The organism is Clostridium sp. AF27-2AA, assembly GCF_003478505.1.
Classification (GTDB): domain Bacteria; phylum Bacillota; class Clostridia; order Lachnospirales; family Lachnospiraceae; genus Brotaphodocola.
The window spans coordinates 38,306-57,160 of the sequence record NZ_QUFI01000003.1; the positions used below are offsets into that span (position 1 = coordinate 38,306).

An 18,855-nucleotide genomic window follows, 5' to 3' on the forward strand; every position below is an offset into this window, starting at 1 on the left:
GGAATTACAAATGAAAGAAAAGAAAGAACGGGCCAAACGTCTGCCTACCTTTGCGGAATCGATCACACCGATCATCGCAATGCTCCTGATCCTTACCATTGGAAAGGGCGTGTTCGGCTACAGCACGGAGCCGCTCCTGATCATGGTAGCAGCAATCGCGGCATTTATCGCGTTCCGTGTGGGTGTTACCTGGGATGAGATGATGGATGAGATCTGTACCAAGATCGCAAAAGGCATGCCGGCAATTCTGATTCTGGTATGCGTTGGCGCTATGGTTGGTACCTGGATGGCAGCTGGTACCATTCCGATGATGATTTACTATGGTGTTCAGATTGTAAACCCGAAATTCATGCTGGTTACCGCATTTCTGATCGAGGCTGTTGTATCGGTTGTTACCGGTACTTCCTGGGGTTCTGTCGCAACTATGGGTGTTGCCCTGATGGGAATTGCAAGTGCTCTGGGCGTGTCTCTTCCGGCTACCGCAGGTGCATGTATCGCCGGTTCCTACTTCGGTGATAAGATGTCTCCGCTGTCTGATACCACGAACCTGGCTCCGATCGCGGCAGGCAGCACACTGTATGAGCATATCGGACATATGTTTTACACTACCGTTCCGGCAACCATCGTTTCTCTGGTGGTATATGCCATTGTTGGTATGAACGCAGATGTAAGTGCAGATATTACCTCTGATACCGTTACTACCTTATTGAGCCAGCTTTCTTCCATGTACAGCTGGAACCTGCTGATCATCATTCCGGTGCTAATCGTGCTGGGAGGGTCCCTGCTTCAGAAGCCAACCATTCCGGTTATGCTTCTTTCCACCTTCGTAGCTGGCATAGAGGCTGTTTTCATTCAGCATGTAGCATTGGGTGATGTGTTAAAGGCAACGGTAAACGGCTTTAGTGTATCTATGATCCATCGCGCAGGCTTCGACACTGAGACCTGTTCCGAGGCGGTTACCAAGCTGTTAAACCGTGGTGGTATGAACGGCATTATGAGTACCACACTTCTGGTATTCTGCGCATTCTGTTTTGCAGGCATCATGAGCCGGGCAGGCTGTCTGGATGTTGTACTTCAGAAGATTTTAAGCGTGGCAAAGAGTACCGGCGCACTGATTACCGCAACGGTGGCAGCCTGCATTACCATGGCACTGACTACCGGTAACTCTTATCTTTCCATTCTGATTCCTGGAGAGATGTTCCGTGACGCTTATAAAGAGCGCGGACTTGCGGCAAAGAACCTGTCCAGAACCCTTGAGGATGCCGGTACTGTAGTGGTGCCGCTGATTCCGTGGTCCGCAGCAGGTGCCTATATGGCATCTACCCTTGGTGTAGAGACTCTGGATTACCTTCCGTGGGCAATCCTGTGCTACACTGGCTGGATCTTTGCAATCATCTGGGGCTTTACCGGATTCGGTATCGCAAAGCTTGCTGATGAGAAGAAAAAGGAGAACTAAATACGAAAGTTTTGTTCCACCGGGATTCCTGATTCCGGTGGAATTTTTGAAAAATAAAGAAAAAGGCAGGAGAAAAGACATTATGATCAAGTTACTGAAAAACGCGAATGTTTACGCACCAGAGAAATTGGGAAAGAAAGATATCCTCATTGAGGGAGAGAAAATCCTTCTGATGCAGGATTCTATCGAAGGCTATGAGGGACTCCCGGGGGTGGAGACTTATGACCTGGAGGGAAAAATCGTTGTTCCGGCTTACATTGACATGCATGTGCATATCACCGGAGGCGGTGGAGAGCAGGGACCGGCATCCCGTGTGCCGGAGTCTCAGCTCAGCGAATTCTTTAAAAATGGTATTACCACCGTGGTTGGCCTTCTGGGTACAGATGGCGTAACCCGCAGTGTAGAGAATCTGGTAGCAAAGGCCCGTGCCCTGACCGAGGAAGGCATGACTGTGTACACCCTGACCAGCTCCTATGGCTACCCGCCGACAACCCTGACCGGAAGCGTAGAGCGCGATATCATTCTGGTTCCGCCGATGATCGGTGTGAAGGTGGCTGTATCTGACCACAGAAGCTCCAATCCGGGCGGGGAAGAGCTGATCGCCCTGGCTACCGCAGCCCGCAGAGCCGGTCTGCTCAGCAACACGCCGGGGCTGGTGACCATGCATATGGGTGACGGAGAGGGAAGACTGGATCCGGTATTCTATGTTCTGGATCATTCCGATGTTCCGGCCAAGAACCTGCTGCCGACCCATATTTTACGTAATCCGGGACTGATTGATGCCGGTGCGGATCTGGTACGCCGTGGTGGTTACATTGACTGCACAGCCGGTGCTGATGATGTAGAAGTAGAATCTGATGCCATGAAGCTTTACGAGCTCCTACACCGCGAAGGCGTGAAACTGGATCATGTCACCATATCCAGTGACGCATTCGGAAGCCAGCCACGCTTCAATGAGGAGGGCGAGTGCATCGGCCTGACCTACGCATCTCCGAAGTATCTGCACCGCACCATTCAGATCCTGGTAAGAGAAGGCATGCCGCTGGAGGATGCCTTACAGCTTCTGACCAGCACTCCGGCAGTGCTCCTTGGTCAGGAAGGAGTCAAGGGCTGTGTAGCAGAGGGCGCAGACGCAGATCTTCTGGTACTGGATGAGAATCTCGAAATCAACAGCCTGTTTGCCCGTGGCCAGGTAGCTGTATGGGAGCAGGAAGTGAAGATGAAAGGCAGATTTGAGCAGTAATGTTTTTATGATATGAATGGAAAGATACAATAGAGCACATCAACCAAAATGCGATTGCATAAGACAAAAACAGAGAATACTGGAGAAGTGACATGACGGACTTATACTTTTTTATTCTGACGGCCATCAATCTTTTTGTTCTGCTTTTTATGTGCGTTCTGATTCATTTGAGCGAAAACCTGAAACCCAGACAGGCAAGGGGATTCCAGATTACGTTTATTCTGATTGGATGTATCTCGATTCTGGAGATGATTTCGGTATTGGTGAATGATGGTCCGGTCTGGCTGCGCTGGCTGAATATTCTTTCGAATTATCTTGGATTTGGCCTGACACCTGCAGTTCCAGTCTGCCTTATTTATACATTGCAATCTTCTGACCGCATTTCGGCAGGCTTGAAAGTTGCTGCAGTGATGGAAATTTTGTATTTTCTGCTCTTGACAGTATCCATATTTACCGGAGGCCTGGTATTTGCAGTAGATGAAGCAAATCATTATTCCAGGCAGAATGGATTTCAGATTTACATGGTTATGTACTATGCTGGAATCGCCTATTTGATGTTCTGTTCGCTGGAAATGGCTCGAAACTTTCAGAATCGTGGAAGAGAACTGATTTATGGGCTTGCCGGATTTCTCGCAGCAGGAACACTGGTTCAGATTTTGATTCCAGAGATACATATTACCTGGCTTTGCGTAACATTGATTGCAGTTCTGTATTTTCTGTACTGCAATGAGATGTGGAACCAGCTGGATGGACTGACAGGACTTCTCAGTCAAAAAAGCTATATCAACCGTACCTTGAATCTTCGCCCGGAGGATCGTATGCTGATCGTGCTGGATCTGGATGATTTTAAATACGTCAATGATACTTATGGTCATTTGGCAGGGGATCGGTGTCTGAAAGAGATTGCCAGATGTCTGAAGCAGGCATACAGCAGTTATGGAAACTGTTACCGCATTGGAGGTGACGAATTCTGTGTGCTTTTGCAGGAATTGGAAAAGGAAGAACTCTGTAAGGAAAAGCTTTTATGGCTGATGGAAAAACGCAGAAAAGTAGTGTCGATTCTGCCGTTTGTCTCTTATGGAAGCGCCGAACTTATGGAAAATGAATGCATTCGTGACACGAAGATCCGGGCTGACCAGAAAATGTACGAGGATAAAAAGGAACACAAGGAGAGAAAATGCAGATGATGAACAGCCCCATTATTGAGTTTGATGTGCATGGAATGCGCACAGAGGAGGCAGTTGCGGCTATCCAGAAACAAGTGGATCAGGCCGGCTCTGCGGTGTATAAGATTCGAGTCATTCACGGCTATAATGGTGGCACCCGTATTCGCTCGGCTATCCGGGAAGAGTTCAGTTATGGCCGGGAGCCGAAGGTAAGGCGCATCACAATGGGCGCAAATGAAGGAATTACGGAACTGATTTTGCGGGAATTATAAAAATAGAATAAGAGCGGTGGTTGTGGAATGAAATTCATTTCGCGGCCGCCGCTTTTTTCATTTTCGTCATTTTTACCTATAAAAATGGGGCAGAAGTGAGCGGAGAAAATTCGTACAAAAACCTTGTGCACTTGTCGACAAGTGTACAAGGGACGTAGAGAAAAATGGTTGGCATGAAGCAGTTGTCAAAATAATAACGAAATAAAAGATAATTGGGGAGGTAGAATCCGAGTTTTAACAGACATAAAAATATGTTTATATTGACATGTTTACACTGCAGTGATGTAATTTGCGCATTTTTCTGATTTTCTGTCAGTATCTTTTCGTTATTTTGAAATGAATCAACCAATTGCACTTTGTTAAGAAAATTACGCCCAAAAACAGTGCGATTTTCTTGTAAAAGTTACATATTGAACAAAATTGACAGTCTAAATATAATCTGATTATCGAAAATGACCGCTGAGGCATCAAAAACGTAACGAAATTTCAATCTCAGATTTACGGAATGGTTTGGCAAATGATGATATTGGTTTAGTAAATTTGGGAGGTGTTTCTATGTTTTCATGTTTCTGCTGGATCTGATCCCTCAGCGCAGCTTTATCAAAATCAACAAGGCAACAATTTCTGAAAGGGAGGAATTAGAATATGAGTTACATTATTTCTGAGGATGGCAAGGAGCTTTTAAAGGATGTCCGTGATTTCTGTGTAAACGAAGTAAAAGAGCAGGTAAAAGAGTATGATATTTCCGGTGAGTGGCCAAAGGAGATTTACGACCAGGCCATCGAGATGCAGCTTCATATGATGGATGTGCCGGAAGAGTACGGCGGACTGGGACTGGATCATATGGATCAGGCAGCCATCGTAGAGCAGATCGCCTGGGCAGATGCCGGTGTGGCAGTTACCTTAAACGGCAACGGACTGGCATTAAAGCCGGTGCTTCTGGCAGGCAATGAAGAACAGAAAAAGAAATGCTGCGATATCATCATCAATGGCGGTTTTGGTTCTTTCGCGCTGACTGAGCCGAATGCCGGATGTGACGCAGGCGCTGGAAAGACCACTGCAGTCCGTGAGGGTGATGAGTATGTATTAAACGGAAGAAAATGCTTTATCACCAATGCCAGCGTGGCAGATTTCTTTGTAGTGACCGCCATGACCGCAAAGGATCAGGGAACCAAAGGCATTTCCGCTTTCCTGGTATACAAGGGAACCCCGGGCTTAAGCGTTGGCAATCATGAGAATAAAATGGGTATCCGCTGCTCCACCACCAGTGATGTGATCCTGGAGGATGTGAGAATTCCGGCAGAGAACCGTCTGGGTGAGGAAGGAACCGGATTCATTACTGCCATGAAAACCCTGGATCTGGCACGTACCTGGTGTGCAGTCATCGGTGTCGGCGTAGCCCAGAGATGTATTGATGAGGCCGTAGCTTACTCCAAACAGCGTGTGCAGTTCGGCAAGCCGATCTGCAAGAATCAGGCAATCCAGTTTAAGATCGCTGATATGGAGATCCGTACCGAGGCATCCAGACAGCTGATCGCGCATTCCATCCGTCTGGCAGATATGGGACTTCCGTTCAGCAAAGAATCCGCAGCAGCAAAATGCTTTACCGGTGATTCTGTCATGCAGACTGCAATCGACGCGGTACAGATTCTGGGCGGCTACGGTTACAGCCGTGAGTATCCGGTAGAGAAGCTGATGCGTGACGCGAAGATCTTCCAGATCTTTGAGGGAACCAATGAGATCCAGCGTATGGTAGTCGGCAGAGCCGTAATCGGAAAGTAAGATAGAAAAAACGTTTCCTACACAGGTCGGTCGGACCGGCCCGGAGGAAAGACATAGTAGGAGGATATAGAATATGGATATTCTGGTATTTGTAAAACAGGTTCCGGATGACAGCGTAGAGATCCATCTGGACGGGGCTGGCGTACCGGCAGTAAAGGATATAGAAAAGGTAACCAATGCGTTTGATACTTACGCACTGGAGCTTGCAGCACGCTATACTGAGGCAAATGGCGGTGAGGTTACCGTGGCAGCCATTGGCACTGAGGACTGCACCAGCATGATGAAAAACCTGCTGGCAGTAGGTGCAAAGAAAGCATACTTATTCAAAGACGATGTATTTGCAGGTGCTGACGAGGGTGCTACTGCAGCATATCTGGCAAAGGTAGTGAAGAAATGTGAGGCAGAGAACGGTCAGCCTTACGGCATGATCCTCTGTGGCAAGGAATCCACCGATGAGATCAGCGGCCAGGTAGGTGCCCGTCTCGCAGAGATCCTGGGAATCGGCTTCGTATCCAGCGTGATCGAGGTAGAACCCCAGGATGAGAGCCTTGTGGCAAAGCAGGAGACCGAGGAAGGCTACATCCGCTACAGCGTGGCACAGCCGGCAGTCTTCACCATCGCAAAACCGTCCTACGATCCGCGTTATCCAAATATCAAGGCAAAGCTGGCAGCCAGAAAAGCTGTTGTTCCGGTATTCTCCGCAGCAGACGCAGAGGTTTCCGCAGCAGAAGCGAAAGTATCCTTAAAGGGTTACAGTGAGCCGCCGAAGAGAACCGCAGGCGTTCGCATCAAGGAAAAAGAAGCAGCGGAAGCTGTCCGCAAGGCAATGGAAAAAATGCTTCAGGATAAGGCATTGTAAGGAGGAGACCGCAGATGAAAGTACTGGTATATGTTGAGACAAAAGAAGGAACCCCGGTACAGGGAAGCCTGGAGCTTCTGACTGGCGCAAAGGAGCTGGGAGAGACCTATGCTGTTGCGGTAGAAGATAAAGACGCAGCAGAGAAGGCAGCAGCTCTTGGCGCAAAAGTTATCGTATTAAAGACCGGAGACGCATCTGAGGACGCGCAGACTGCAGCTCTGGAGAGTTATATCAAAGAAGTTCAGCCGGAGTTGGTTCTGTTTTCCGGCACTCAGCTTGGAAAAGACCTGGCACCGCGTCTGGCACAGCGTTTCGGCGCAGGATGCGTAACCGATGTGACCGTCATTGAGCAGGGTGAGAATGGACTGGAATTTGTACGCCCGGCCTACGGCGGAACCGTTCTGGAGCGCCTGGCAGTATCCGGCCCGGTACAGTTCGCAACTGTCCGCAGCGGAAGCTTCACAAAGCCGGAGGCTGCAGAGGGCAGCGTAGAAGAGAAAGAGGCACCGGTGGATGCCGATGCCCTGAAAGCAAAAGTTGTTGACGCAGCGAAAGAGATCGCTGAAGCTGTTGACCTGGAAGGTGCCGATGTCATCGTAACCGGCGGCCGCGGCATGGGCGACGCAGAAAACTTTAAGTTGGTAGAAGAACTGGCAGCACTGCTCGGTGGTGTCGTTGGCGCTTCCCGTCCGGCCATCGAGGAAGGCTGGGCATCCCGTGCCCACCAGGTAGGACAGTCTGGCAAGATTGTTGCGCCGAAGCTGTACATCGCCTGTGGTGTATCCGGAGCCATGCAGCATGTATCCGGTATCATGGGATCCAAATATATCGTAGCCATCAACAAAGATGAGGCTGCTTCCATTTTCGATATTGCGGATGTAGGCATTGTGGGAGATGTCAAAGAAATTCTTCCGCTGCTGATTGAGGAAATCAAAGCACGGAAATAAACTTGATGATTGGTGCGCTTACCCTTATAATATGAGGAGGAATTACAATGGAAAAATATAATCAGCTGACTTCGGAAATCATTGCCCAGATTCAGGCAGTATCTGAGCATGTTCTCGTTGGAGACGATATCAATGTGGATTTCGCAAGAGACGAGATGCCAATCTACGGCACCCATATGCCAGACCTGGTCGTGCAGCCGACTTCCACAGAGGAAGTCGCCGCAGTCATGAAGATCTGCTATGAAAACACCATCCCGGTAACCCCGAGAGGCGCAGGTACCGGTCTTGCAGGCGGCGCGGTTCCGTTACTGGGCGGCGTCCTCATCGATACCTCCAAAATGAACCGGATCTTAAACTATGATCTGGAGAACTTTGTAGTAGAGATTGAGAGCGGCGTGCTCTTAAACGATCTGGCCAATGACTGCTTAAGCAAGGGCATGATGTATCCGCCGGATCCGGGTGAAAAGTTTGCCTGTGTAGGCGGCAACGTATCCACCAACGCAGGCGGTATGAGAGCTGTAAAATATGGCGCAACCCGTGATTATGTGCGTGCCATGACCGTGGTTCTGCCGACCGGCGAGATCACCCACCTGGGAGCTACCGTATCCAAGACTTCTTCCGGATATTCCCTGTTAAACTTAATGATTGGTTCCGAGGGAACTCTGGGTATCATTACCGAGCTGACCTTAAAGATTATTCCGGCACCGAAGGTTGTGGCATCCCTTATCATTCCGTTTGAGGACTTAAATACCGCGCTTTCCTCCGTGCCGAAGATTAAAATGTCCGGCTTAAATCCGCAGGCAATCGAGTTCATGGAGCGTGAGATTGTATTAAGCTCTGAACGTTATATTGGCCGCAGCGTATTCCCGCAGGAGCTTGAGGGACAGCAGATTGGCGCTTACCTTCTGGTAACCCTGGATGCAGCCAGCCAGGATGATCTGGACACTATGCTGGAGCAGATGGCAGAGCTGGTTCTGGACGCAGGCGCTATGGATGTCCTGGTTGCAGATACCCCGGCCAAGATCAAGGACGCCTGGGCAGCACGTTCTTCCTTCCTGGAAGCAATCATGCATGAGACAAAGCTGCTTGATGAGTGCGACGTTGTAGTTCCGGTCAATAAGATTGCAGATTACCTGGATTTTGTCAATAAGACCGGTGAAGAATGCGGACTTGTGATTAAGTCCTTCGGCCACGCAGGTGATGGAAACCTTCACATCTACCAGTGCTCTAACGATCTGGAGGAGGAAGAGTTTAAGTCCCGTGTCGACAAATTCTTTGAGATTATTTATAAGGAAGCTGCCAGCTGTGGCGGCCTGGTATCCGGTGAGCACGGAATCGGTTCCGGCAAGATTAAATATCTGGTAGATTCTGTCGGTGAGACCAACATGGCTCTCATGGAAGGCATCAAGCGTGTGTTTGATCCGAAGATGATCTTAAATCCTGGAAAGGTCTGCTATCGTCTGTAGGAGGATGGAATTTACTTGGAAGAGAAAAACAGCCAGAAAGCATACGAACGGGTATTTGATTATTTTACGGCGGAGATTACCTCAGGCAATCTCCGCCTGAATGATAAGGTCCCGACGGAGCGTGCCCTGTCGGAAACCTTAAAGGTCAGCCGCAATTCAGCGAGAGAAGCGCTTCATGTTCTCGAGATGATGGGGCTGATCGAGTGCATTCAGGGAAGCGGAAATTATGTCCGCTGTAACACTAGGGAATACATGACCAGGCTGATGTCCCTGACTATGGTGCTGCAGCATATCAATCATACGGAAGTATTTGAGATGCGCTGCGGATTTGAGCAGACAGCCCTTGCGGCGGCTATGGAAGGCGCAAAGCCGGAAGAACTGGCTCGGATGAAAGAAGTACTGGAAAAGATGGACCAGCCCATGAGTGCTCAGGACAGCGCGGCTCTGGATGTGGAATTTCACAAAATTTTAATGGAGATGTCCCACAACCAGCTGATGATCTTCTATGTAGATCAGATGGAAGATCTGTTAAAGCTGTTTGTGAAGGATTTAAGAACGTCGATCCTTTCCGACCGGCGGCGTGCCGCGGTGCTCAGGAAAGCGCACTGGGACATTTATGAAGCGCTGGCGGCCCGGGATGAGGCAGCGGGCGCGAAAGCGTTAAAGAAGCATTTTACCGTGGTGCGCAAGCACCTGGAGAAGCTGATCGAATCCTGATCATATAAGAACTTGCGGGGGAGCTGCTTTGCGGCAGTTCCTCCGTTTCTATTTGGGGCGTACGGTTAATCGCCGGATATGTCCGTCTGCAGATAACTGCTGCAGTGTCCCGATCGCCATCACATGGTAACCTCCGAAACACGCAATGAACTCTGCCTGGGAGAGGCTTAGCACCGTCGGTTCCAGAATGGAATACTGGCGGCAGAGAAATTTGTTCCGGAAAAACATGGAGATGGCTTCTTTTCCATATAGATGGTAGTCATGCTGGGGTGTGCCGTTGGCACAGTAGTCGCAGTAGTGGCCGTCTTTGGTAAAAAGGTTTCCCAGTCCTTCATAATCTTTATTTTCAATCGCATCGATATATTTTTCAATTGGCAGCATCTGTCAGAATCCCCCTTTTAGTAAACTTTTTCCGTATTTAAGAGCGCATCCGTACCGCCGTCCACAAACATCACGATGCCGTTGATGCCGCAGGCTTTTTCGGAAGCCAGAAAAACAATGGCAAGAGCAATCTCTTTCGGATCCATGAAGGTTTCCTGCCCGTACCGGGTCGGGATCGGCAGGGCGTTTAAGGAAGCTTTGGCACTGTGGGACATGGTGGCCGTCATCTCCACAGTTATTTAAGAGGTCTGCAATGTCCATGCGGGCAATGCCCTGGGAGATGACGTTGGAGGAGACAGCAACACAGCTTCCGTGCTTTTTCTCCAGAAGGTCATAGGTGCCCTTGATCACAGAGACTGCGCCGAAATAATTTAAGGAAATGATCTTGGTGAGACTTCCGCAGGCACCGGACACGGCAGCACTTAAGATGAGGCCGTCCAGCCCCTCTGGATGCATGGCGTGCAGCTCGTCGATGACCTTCTGGCGTCCCTCCAGGGTCACCAGATCTGCGGTGATGTCCCCTTTTAACAGATCGATGTTGATGACCTCATGACCTTCTTTTTTCAGTAATTCTACAGTTTTGGCTCCGATTCCGTGAGAGCCGCCGATAACAGCGTATACGCCCATGGGTGATACTTTTGTTACAACATCGCAAAGCCCGGCTGGAGGCCAGGCTTGCGAATGTTGAGGATTGGAAATGATATTTAGCAAAAATGTCTTAGTAAGCAGCTTTGAAGATGCCGATTACCTGCTCTTTGGTTGCTTTTCTCGGGTTGGTGAGCTGGCAGACATCCTTCATGGCGTTTTCTGCCATGATGCCGAAGTCTTCTTCCTTGACACCAAGCTCGCGCAGATTCTTCGGGATGCCAACCTGTTCGGAAATCTGACGGATGGCAGCAATGGCTTTTCTTGCAGCGTCCATGGTGGAGAGACCGTCAATGTTCTCGCCCGTGGCCTTTGCGATATCGCGGAAGCGGTTTGCGTTGCCGATCAGGTTGAATTCCTCTACATGGGGCAGCAGGATCGCGTTGCAGACGCCGTGAGGCAGGTTGTAGAAGCCGCCTAACTGGTGAGCCATGGCATGTACATAACCAAGGGAAGCGTTGTTGAATGCGATACCTGCCAGGTACTGGCCGTAAGCCATCTTGTCACGGGCCTTTATGTAGGTGCCGTTTGCGACAGCCTTTGGCAGATACTGGGTGATCATGGTGATAGCCATGAGAGCAGCGGCATCGGTCAGCGGATTCGCGTCGGTGGAAACATATGCCTCAATGGCATGAGTTAAAGCATCCATACCGGTTGCGGCGGTCAGTGACGGAGGCATGCCCACCATTAACTTCGGATCATTGATCGCGATCTGCGGAGTGACGCGCCAGTCAACGATGGCCATTTTGACATGGCGGCTGACTGTTTGGGTGGGGGCCCTTATGCCGTTCCTGTGTGTCTGACATGGCAACATCATAGCAATGATTTGGTACTAACAAAACGACCAGAACAAAAAAATATTCAGATACCAGATAACAGTGCCGTGAGGCTGGATTTCCGGCTCGGCAAACTGCCGGTGCCTACCACTGGATAAAGATATTGCCCAGTCTCCGCACGGTCTCTGCCAGCGTCCTCTCATCCAGATCGCAGTAGTTTAAGACCAGTACATGCTCGTATTCCGGATGGATTTCTGTACAGAACTCTGAGAGACAGGCAAGGTTGATGCCTTTGCTTCTGGCTGCCCAGCGGGTCTCCACATCCGTCAGTGAGGTATCCAGGTATACCAGAAGATGGGTACCGCAGCTTCCTCCGGTGATACAGGAGGCAGGAATGAGGCTGCTCTGCTTGATGATGCGCAAAAGCCTCTCGCCCTCCAGACGGTAGTACTTTTTCAGGCGGCTCAGATGCCGCTCGAAGGAGCCGTTTTCAATAAACCGCGCCAGGGCATACTGCTCGCAGCTGGATGCGGAATTCGAGTAAAAGTTGGCACGCGCGATATAGTGCTCCATCAGCTTCCTTGGAAGCACCATATAGCTGATGCGGATAGCCGGGGCCAGGCTCTTGCTGAAGGTGTTCATGTAGATGACCCGGTGGCTTAGATCCATGCTCTGCAGGGCAGGAATGCTTTTGGTGGAGTAGCGGAACTCGCAGTCATAATCGTCCTCGATGATGTAGCGGTCTGCGGCCTCTGCCGCCCAGGAGAGCAGCTCCTGGCGCCGCCCGGCGGTCGTGACAGTCCCAAGCGGATAGTGGTGCTCCGGGGAAACATGGACGATATTTGCGCCGCTTTCCCGCAGGCTGTCCATGCTGATGCCGGATTCATCCATTTCAATGCTTTTCCATGGAAGCCCGAATTCCTCATAAATGCGCGGAATCTTCCGGTATCCGGGATTTTCCGCACCATAGACGGAGCGCTCCGGCAAAAGCTTGATGAGCTTTTCATAGAGATATTCGATGCTGGCGCCGATGACAATGCATTCCGGTGAAACACTCATCCCGCGGGAGCGGTAGAGATAATCCGCAATAGCCTTTCGCAGCGGCGGCACACCGAGGAAATGTGCCCGCTGTACCAGCTCCAGCTCGTATTCGCTCAAAACCTCCCGCATGGTCTTGCGCCAGAGGGAGAAGGGAAATTTCTCATAGATGGTATTATTGGAGGTAAAGTCCGCATACCAGGTATCTTCTTTGTAAAGCGGTTCAAGGTCTTCGGAAGCAAAGGTGCGGGCGGCGGTCCGGTCCGGCGTAGATACGGAGCAGGCGGAAAAAGAGGAGCGTTCCGGTGCGGTTTCCAGCTTGGCGGCAAAGTAACAGCGTTTCTCCTCAGCGGTGATATAGCCCTCCGTCAGGAGCTGGTCATAGGCGTTCATGACCGTGCGCACACTGATCTGGTTGTCTGCTGCCAGCTCCCGTTTGGATGGCAGCTTAGTACCTGCCGGAATACGCCCGCTTAAGATGTCTTCCTTCAGGCAGTGATAAAGATATTCGTAGAGGGGATGTCCCACCCGCCTGGAAAAGTCATAAATCAACATAATCTGGTACCCTCGCTTAACTGTAATCTGATATCGTTTTATCTCCAATTATAACACGTTTTACCGATTTGTCAGTATTTACAGATATGTTTTTGAAATTCGGTGCGGAAAGCAGAAAATAATGATATAATGTTTCCTGATAAGAAAATGAAGGAAGTGGAGACAACATGGCTGTAGCGTATTACTATGATCACATGACAAAACCGAAACAGGCGGCTTACCGCAGCATGCTTGCCGGTCTCACAGAGCTTACCGACAGCATTCAGCTGCCGCTCTTAGACGCAAAGGAACTTTCTGAGGTATTTTTGCTGCTGAGACTGGATCATCCGAAGCTGTTCTGGGCATCGGGATTTCATTTCCTCCACTACCAGGATTCTCCCAATCTCATTATGAAGCCGGAATATCTGTTTGATAAAAGCAAGGTCCGGGAACATCAGAAGGCCATGGCATCCCGGGTGGAAAAACTGGCACGGCCTGCCAAAACGCTTTCCGAGTGGGAGAAAGAAAAATACATTCATGATTTTATCTGTGAGAATGTCCGCTATGATAAATTAAAGAAGGCCTATTCCCACGAGATTATTGGCCCGTTAGGGCAGGGCGTGGGAGTTTGTGAAGGCATTGCCAAAGCGGTGAAGGTGCTGTGCGATGCTCTTGGAATCTGGTGCATGATTGCCATCTGCGGCAATAATCCGGAGAAGGGTATCAAATACCGGCATACCTGGAACATTGTCCGCATTGACGGCCAGTTTTATCATCTGGATGCCACCTTTGACAACAGTCTTGGAAAATGCAGCGTGACCGGTGCGGAAATCCGCTATGACTACTTTAATCTGGATGACAAAAATATTTTTCGGGATCACGAGCCACTCATTGCCCCGGCACCGTCCTGTGCCAATGGCGATCACTTCTATTATAAAGAAAAGAAGCTGTCCTTTACAAAGCAGGAGGATGTAAAGAAACGGGCGCTGCAGGCTGCGAAGAAAGGAAAGCTGCTTACGTTTCACTGGCGGGGCGGTTATCTGACGAAGCAGGTTCTGGAAGAACTGTTGGAGCAGATCGCGGAAGCAGGAAAGGAGCGGGGCAAAACACCCCACGTAAGTTTGAACTGGTCTCAGGCGGTCCTGCGGGTTCGCTATACGGAAGAACCGGCACCGGCTCTGGAACCGGATGTAAATATGGAAGAAGCCAACGAGGGAGAACAGGAATAGTTATGAATGTATATCGAATGCTGGAAATACTGGGAGAGCAGAATCAGTTTGAGCTTCTGGAGAGTGAAAACGGGTTTCACACGCCTCAGGACATCCGCCTGGTGTATCTGATGAATGATGCCGTGGAATGTTTTCTGACCTTTCGGAATGCGCGGATTACGGGAGAGTATCTGCCGGATTACAGTGGAGAACTGGGGACACGCCTGGACCGGAGCGAGAAGCGCTCGTCCCTGGTGGTGCATCAGGGACACAATGTCTTTACAATCTTTTTTGAAACACTGGAAGTGGAATATGAACTTTATAATTATGGTGAGATTGGTCATTTCTGGGTAAAGGGTTATGAATACTTAAGGCAGCTGGAGTACCGTATTGCCATTTTATGGGATAAGTTTGAATATATGGGAGAGGACTACTGCGGAGAACTGGAGCAAAAGCTTGCGTGGCTCGCGAAGTTCCCACCGCTTAATTTTACCAGTTACCCTTCCGTGCCATCACAGTATCTGCCTGACCGGGATGATGGATGGGATCTGGCACCGGAGGCTCTGGAGGTTATGATCGATCTGGCAAAAGAAGCCGGAGATATCTCCTTGCTTCGTGCGTTGGAGTTTTACGAAAAACATTCCGGCCGGTGGATGACAAAGTATATCGCGGCGCTTCTGCACCGGAAGAAACATGCAAAGACTGTGGATCTGCTGACAGAGAAACTGAAGCAGGCTGCATCCGTCCATCCGTGCCGGAGCTTTGGGCCGGAGCGGGATGCCAGGTATGCCCTGATTATGAAAGCAGCAAAAGCAGGCCAGCAGGCACTTGCGGAAAAAGGAATCCAGTCGGTGGTCCTTCGGGAGGAGCCTTTCGTTCATGCCAGTGATACGCTGGATTTTAAAGCTCATCTGATGATCTGGATGCCGGGATTCTTAAACCGGAAAACAGAAATCAGGACTTTTACTTATGAAAAAATGAAACATAAGGACAGTGCGTCGACATGTCTCTAATTAACTGTGAAATCTGGCAGGAGCCGGGACTTTTAACAGAGTCCCGGCTCTTCTTCTATCAGATCTATCGTGGCTTTATCTGAAAACACCCGAAAATTATGAAAAATGGATTTGGCCTGTTGGAACAGCTGGATTTTGGCGCTGGAGCATATTACTATGCGGATATCCGGGATTTGCGTCTCTGGTGAATGGAAGCCATTATCAGAGTCCGGTATCCATGCCGGTACTGATCATCCTGTTCTTGATCTGGGGATTTCTAATGTACCGTCTGTGGACCTGGATGGAGTCCGGGACCAAAAAGGAATCCGTCCGTTCTTGATTATTGTTTCCGGCTGAGTTATAATTTTAGAAAGATTTGTGTGAAAACTCTCATCTTAGATGAGAGTTTTTGCTGTATGGAAAAGAGAATCTTCACTGTTGGAAAAAGGTTTTAAAAGCTGCTTATTGATAGAAAATGTCAGATCAGGAGGATGGATATGGACTACAAATACCTAAGCATCGGCCAGATGGCCAGGATCAACAACATTTCTGTTCCAACTTTAAGGTTTTATGACTCAATTGGAATCCTGCAGCCCTGTTACACGGATCCGCAGACCCGTTACCGCTATTACGATGTGCGCCAGAATGCACGGCTGGACATGATTCAGTATATGAAGGAACTGGGAATGGAACTGAAAGAAATTGAGGAAGTACTGGCTTCGGAGGATCTGCGCAAGATTGAAGCGGTACTGATCCGCAAACGGGAGCAGACTATCCATCAGATCGAGCAGATGAAGATTCAGTGGGATGCCATTGACCGGGCCATAGACAGCATTGAGCGTTACAGCAAATCCCCACGGCGGGGTACCTTTACTCTGGAGTATATTCCAAATCGGAAAATTTACGGCATCGATACAGACATCAACTTTTATGATCACGATATTGATACCTATGAGCTGATCCTGAAACAGCTGAAAATGCGCCTGACAGAGCATGGGGTTCCGCCGGTTTATTACTGCAATGCCGGGACCGTGTTGAAAAAAGAGAATTTATTGCAAAGGAGCTTTGTCTCCCATAAGATTTTTGTGTTTGTGGATGAGCATTTTCCGCTGAAGCAGGAACTGGAAACCATAGAAAGCGGTATGTATGCCTGTGTGTATCTGGATGATTTTAACGAAGAAAAGGACTATGCTGTCAAACTTTTATCATATTGTGAAGAGCAGAAGTATGAGATTGCCGGAGACTATATCTGTGAGACCCTGACGGAATTCAACGTATTTGATACCCGGAAACGTTCTATGTTTCTGCGACTGCAGGTGCCAGTGCGCTTCTCGGATGTATAAAAACGGGAATGAAAAGTGTACAAATTGCTATTGCAAAATTGGTCATTCTGCTTACTTGACCCTCAAGTTACATCATCCTTTATACTGAAACCATGATAAATAAATAACAAACGGAAGGCCCGACAGGAAACAAAAACAGGCGGCCGGACCCATCAAGAAGGAGGCTTTTCTATGGAAAAAATTAAAGTGGTTCAGTACGGATGTGGTAAAATGAGCAAATATATTCTTCGTTATCTTTATGAAACCGGATGCCAAATCGTAGGCGCAATTGACACCAATCCGGCAATCCTGGGCATGGATGTAGGTGATTACGCAGGACTTGGTGTAAAAACCGGCATTCTTATCAGCAACGACGCAGACAAGGTTCTGGACGAGTGTGATGCCGATATTGCAGTGGTAACCCTGTTCAGCCTGGTAAGCGACTGCTTTGATCATTATATGAAGTGCCTGGAACGCGGTATCAGTGTCATCACCACCTGTGAGGAGGCAACCTACTGTTGGACGACCGATGCCGTACGTGCCAACATTCTGGATGTAACAGCGAAAGAGAACGGCTGTACCTTTGTGGGAAGCGGTATGGAAGATATTTTCTGGGTAAATATGGTTGGTATGGTAGCAGGCGGCTGTCATAAGATCACCAAGATTGAGGGCGCAGTCAGTTATAACGTAGAAGATTATGGACTGGCGCTGGCAAAGGCCCATGGTGTTGGCCTGACACCGGAAGAGTTTGAAAAGCAGATCGCACATCCGGAAGAAATTGAGCCGTCCTATGTATGGAACTCCAATGAGGCACTGGCTTCCAAGATGGGCTGGACCATCAAGAGCCAGACCCAGAAATGTGTTCCATATTTCCACGACAGTGACCTGTATTCCTCCACCATGGGTGACACCATCCCGAAGGGCAACTGCATTGGCATGGCAGCAGTTGTAACTACCGAAACCTTCCAGGGACCGGTCATTGAGACCCAGTGTATCGGTAAGGTATACGGACCGGACGATGGAGATATGTGTGACTGGAAGATTACTGGCGAGCCGGATACCGAGTTCCACGTTGTAAAACCGGCAACCGTAGAACATACCTGCGCTACCATTGTAAACCGTATTCCGGCAGTGCTTCGCGCACCGGCAGGACTGGTTACAATGGATCAGTTAGAGGAAATTGCATACCCGACCTATCCGATGGAGTTTTATTTAAATAAGTAAGCATTGCCACGGAACCGGACAGACAGATTCCCGTCCTATAAGATAATATAAGAAGGCTGGAGCGTTCATATATTTGAACGTTCCGGCTTTTTTCTTGTCTAATCCGCAGAAAACAGTTATAATGGTTCGTGAATATTTACAAAAGGAATGAAAACGCAAATGAAACATAAAATTTTACTGTTACGCCGCCAGCCGTCAGAGCCCGATACGGCCCGCGGCGCGTCCCGGAGTATCACACAGGACGTGGCGGTCTGTGGCTTATTTGCGGCATTGACTGCGGTGGGAGCTTTTATGAAGATTGTGATCCCGGTGGGAGCGGATACCATGAATTTTACCCTGCAGTGGCTGTTTGTGCTGTTGGCAGGGCTGCTTCTTGGATCCCGCCGGGCATTCCGGAGCGTTGCCGTTTACCTGATCACCGGCCTGATCGGTTTCCCGGTTTTTGCCCGGGGAGGCGGTCCGGCTTATCTGCTGCGGCCAACCTTTGGATTTCTGCTGGGCTTTGCCCTGGCGGCATGGGCTATTGGTTTTTTATGTGAAAAGCTCCGGCCGACGAAATCCGTTACCTGGTTTTTTACCACGCTGGCTGGATTTGTGATCTACTACGGAATGGGAATTCTCTATTTTTATATGATCACACATCTGCTGGCATCCCAGACACCGGTGGGAATTGGCGTGATCTTTGGTGTCTACTGTCTGCCGACCATGCTGCCGGACCTGATGCTCTGCGCATTGGCGGTTATGCTGGCGGGACGGTTAAGACCGGCGGTTTCGGCGGCGCTCAAGGCCTGAATAAGGCCAGAAACGTCCGGGAATACTATACAGAA

17 protein-coding genes and 1 pseudogene are annotated in these 18,855 nt (G+C 49.4%); 14 read left to right on the forward strand and 4 right to left on the reverse strand.

The annotated features are described in order from the left end of the window. Positions 1–10 precede the first annotated feature (10 nt). The 9 genes from nhaC to DWY84_RS02800 all read left to right on the forward strand — a co-directional run bounded on the left by nhaC (position 11) and on the right by DWY84_RS02800 (position 9,908). Positions 11–1,456 carry a Na+/H+ antiporter NhaC gene (gene nhaC / locus DWY84_RS02760; protein ID WP_118530659.1) on the forward strand — a complete coding sequence of 482 codons (1,446 nt, stop codon included), beginning with the start codon at positions 11–13 and terminating at the stop codon, positions 1,454–1,456. Between the two features lie 82 nt (positions 1,457–1,538). Further along, complete coding sequence (gene iadA, locus DWY84_RS02765) at positions 1,539–2,699, forward strand: beta-aspartyl-peptidase (protein ID WP_118530660.1); 1,161 nt, start codon at positions 1,539–1,541, stop codon at positions 2,697–2,699. 92 nt (positions 2,700–2,791) lie between these two features. Continuing rightward, positions 2,792–3,886 carry a GGDEF domain-containing protein gene (locus tag DWY84_RS02770; protein ID WP_243024721.1) on the forward strand — a complete coding sequence of 365 codons (1,095 nt, stop codon included), beginning with the start codon at positions 2,792–2,794 and terminating at the stop codon, positions 3,884–3,886. Then, complete coding sequence (locus DWY84_RS02775; RefSeq protein WP_243024722.1) at positions 3,883–4,137, forward strand: Smr/MutS family protein; 255 nt, start codon at positions 3,883–3,885, stop codon at positions 4,135–4,137. Before DWY84_RS02770 ends, DWY84_RS02775 begins: the two co-directional genes overlap by 4 nt. 645 nt (positions 4,138–4,782) lie before the next feature. Then, positions 4,783–5,919, forward strand: coding sequence for an acyl-CoA dehydrogenase family protein (locus DWY84_RS02780; protein ID WP_118530661.1), 1,137 nt, complete (start codon positions 4,783–4,785; stop codon positions 5,917–5,919). A gap of 73 nt (positions 5,920–5,992) precedes the next feature. After that, complete coding sequence (locus DWY84_RS02785) at positions 5,993–6,778, forward strand: electron transfer flavoprotein subunit beta/FixA family protein (RefSeq protein WP_118530663.1); 786 nt, start codon at positions 5,993–5,995, stop codon at positions 6,776–6,778. 14 nt (positions 6,779–6,792) lie between these two features. Beyond that, positions 6,793–7,725 carry an electron transfer flavoprotein subunit alpha/FixB family protein gene (locus DWY84_RS02790; protein ID WP_118530664.1) on the forward strand — a complete coding sequence of 311 codons (933 nt, stop codon included), beginning with the start codon at positions 6,793–6,795 and terminating at the stop codon, positions 7,723–7,725. A gap of 47 nt (positions 7,726–7,772) precedes the next feature. After that, positions 7,773–9,191 carry an FAD-binding oxidoreductase gene (locus DWY84_RS02795; RefSeq protein WP_118530665.1) on the forward strand — a complete coding sequence of 473 codons (1,419 nt, stop codon included), beginning with the start codon at positions 7,773–7,775 and terminating at the stop codon, positions 9,189–9,191. Between the two features lie 15 nt (positions 9,192–9,206). Then, on the forward strand, positions 9,207–9,908 hold the full coding sequence (locus tag DWY84_RS02800) for a FadR/GntR family transcriptional regulator (RefSeq protein ID WP_118530667.1): 702 nt from the start codon (positions 9,207–9,209) through the stop codon (positions 9,906–9,908). Positions 9,909–9,956: 48 nt separating this feature from the next. Here DWY84_RS02800 and DWY84_RS02805 read toward each other — a convergent pair whose 3' ends face one another. From DWY84_RS02805 to DWY84_RS02820, 4 genes and pseudogenes are all read right to left on the reverse strand, one after another. Next, entirely contained in the window at positions 9,957–10,289 is a 333-nt protein-coding gene (locus DWY84_RS02805) for a hypothetical protein (RefSeq protein WP_118530668.1), read from the reverse strand. Between the two features lie 3 nt (positions 10,290–10,292). Further along, the gene (locus DWY84_RS02810; RefSeq protein WP_243024723.1) at positions 10,293–10,916 is read right to left on the reverse strand and encodes an SDR family NAD(P)-dependent oxidoreductase; all 624 of its coding nucleotides are present in this window, start codon (positions 10,914–10,916) and stop codon (positions 10,293–10,295) included. A 91-nt stretch (positions 10,917–11,007) separates the two neighbouring features. Continuing rightward, a pseudogene (locus DWY84_RS02815) lies at positions 11,008–11,691 on the reverse strand (iron-containing alcohol dehydrogenase); the annotation flags it as partial. Positions 11,692–11,854: 163 nt separating this feature from the next. Next, entirely contained in the window at positions 11,855–13,303 is a 1,449-nt protein-coding gene (locus tag DWY84_RS02820; protein WP_118530670.1) for a PLP-dependent aminotransferase family protein, read from the reverse strand. A gap of 167 nt (positions 13,304–13,470) precedes the next feature. Here DWY84_RS02820 and DWY84_RS02825 point away from each other — a divergent pair, with 167 nt between their 5' ends. From DWY84_RS02825 to DWY84_RS02845, 5 genes are all read left to right on the forward strand, one after another. Continuing rightward, positions 13,471–14,511, forward strand: a complete 1,041-nt coding sequence (locus DWY84_RS02825) for a transglutaminase domain-containing protein (RefSeq protein ID WP_118530671.1) — start codon at positions 13,471–13,473, stop codon at positions 14,509–14,511. 2 nt (positions 14,512–14,513) lie between these two features. Continuing rightward, a complete protein-coding gene (locus DWY84_RS02830) occupies positions 14,514–15,503 on the forward strand; it encodes a DUF3878 family protein (protein WP_118530672.1) in 990 nt (329 codons plus the stop codon). Positions 15,504–15,979: 476 nt separating this feature from the next. Then, the gene (locus tag DWY84_RS02835) at positions 15,980–16,825 is read left to right on the forward strand and encodes a MerR family transcriptional regulator (RefSeq protein WP_118530674.1); all 846 of its coding nucleotides are present in this window, start codon (positions 15,980–15,982) and stop codon (positions 16,823–16,825) included. A gap of 171 nt (positions 16,826–16,996) precedes the next feature. After that, positions 16,997–18,028 (forward strand): dihydrodipicolinate reductase, encoded by a 1,032-nt coding sequence (locus DWY84_RS02840; protein ID WP_118530675.1) that lies wholly within the window; start codon positions 16,997–16,999, stop codon positions 18,026–18,028. Between the two features lie 159 nt (positions 18,029–18,187). Further along, positions 18,188–18,820 carry a biotin transporter BioY gene (locus DWY84_RS02845; protein WP_118530677.1) on the forward strand — a complete coding sequence of 211 codons (633 nt, stop codon included), beginning with the start codon at positions 18,188–18,190 and terminating at the stop codon, positions 18,818–18,820. Positions 18,821–18,855 lie beyond the last annotated feature (35 nt).